This window comes from Massilia sp. 9I (assembly GCF_902506415.1).
In the GTDB taxonomy this organism is placed as follows: Bacteria; Pseudomonadota; Gammaproteobacteria; order Burkholderiales; family Burkholderiaceae_D; genus Telluria.
Map to the genome: position 1 here is coordinate 1 of NZ_LR733281.1, position 1,495 is coordinate 1,495.

General features: G+C 67.8%; 2 protein-coding genes. Both read right to left on the minus strand.

Annotation, left to right across the window (positions count from 1 at the left end):
* Positions 1-547: hypothetical protein (locus GV068_RS24820; protein WP_201303423.1), on the minus strand; the 547-nt coding region annotated here is incomplete at its 3' end.
* Positions 548-1,230: 683 nt separating this feature from the next.
* A partial coding sequence (locus GV068_RS25315) for a hypothetical protein (RefSeq protein ID WP_229464649.1) occupies positions 1,231-1,495 on the minus strand: 265 nt, incomplete at its 5' end.

Below are 1,495 nucleotides of genomic sequence, written 5' to 3' on the forward strand. Positions count from 1 at the left end.
GATCCACGGTCGGGCGGAGCTCACGGAACGCGGCCGTGACGCGGAGGAGATCGCCGGCGGTGACGGTCGGGGTGCGGAGCACGTCGACGTCGTCGGCGCCGGCCATCACCTCGGACGCGCCACCGCGTGCGTGTGGGGTCAGCGGCGGGCGGACGGCGCCCGTGCGGTCGTTGCAGAGCAACCCGTGGTCAAGAGACGGCAGGACAGCGCGCGCGGCGCCGGCGAGCTGCACCATCGTGGCCTTGTCGACGCCGGCGAGGGGCACCCAGACGTGGAACCCGCCGGTGGGGCTCGAACGGCACACCACGTGCGGCACCCGTGCGTCGCGGAGGATCCGGACCAGCACGCCGAGATCCTCGGCCGCCTGGTCGAAGTCCTCCGGGGTCTTCGCGTCGAGGTCGAACGCGGCGAACCAGAACCGCCCGTCAAGGTCGGTGAGATCGATGGTCCACGGCGTCGACGGGGCAGTGTGCCCTGCAGTCGGGAACTTCGACGGGTAGCTGTTCGACCGGATCGTCCCGTCCGCCTCCGCGATCATGCGGTTCACGTACCGACGAGGCGCGATCGAGCGCGTCAACGCCCAGGCGCTATCCGAAGAGGACACGCGGGCAGATTGATCTATACCGGGCGCAGCAACGTGCGTTACGATGGCGACACCTCCTCCTCTCGGGGTGGTGGTACGACGAAGGCTCCCGGCTCCAACCGGGCTTCTTCTCTCGGAAGCTCACGACCTGATCTGTTTGGCGACGTAGCAGGTAGTGAGAAACATGACTTGGGGCCTGGCCCCGAACCCCCGCCTCTGGCGGGGGTTTTGTCGTTAAGCGGCTGGGATCGGCAACTCCACTCGGTTAAGCCGACGGGGGTCCTCGACGAGCGGCATCGCGCCGTTTTCGGCGACGAGCGAGCGCGCTAGCGCGTCGAGGTAGTAGGCGACTGAGACGCCGCTCTCTTCAGCGGCGTCCTTGAACGCCTGGCGGGTCTCAGGAAGCACACGGCCCTGCAGAAGGACCGTAGGGGCGTTCTGCGCTCGGCTGGCGCGTCGTCCAAAGTCGCTCATAGTCACACCTTGGCGGGAACATGCATGCGCGCGGCGGCCTGGGACGGCGTGTCGCGAGACTGCATGGATGTTCCTTCTCCTTGCGAGGTAGGCGACTCGAACGACTGGCCAGCACGACCCCGTGGCGCTGAATGTCGCAGCCTGTCCGAAGCGCTAACGACCACCAAGGTACCCTATCCGTGCACCTTGGATGCCGTGGATAGAGCCGCGTTTCGGGAAAGGAAGCGTGAGATCGCGCCGTGGAACAGCTGGGGCTCGCGGTTAAGTTCCATGCCGTGCGGGCAGGGCGCGATCTCCACGAGGGTGACTGCCGCGCCAGGCACGGCCGCGAATCGCCTGGAGACCTCGAGGGGGACGTCGCGGTCGCCGGAGCTGTGGACGAGGAGGATCGGCAGGCCAGCTGGTGGTGTGGGACGCATCCAGCGCATGGGGATGGCT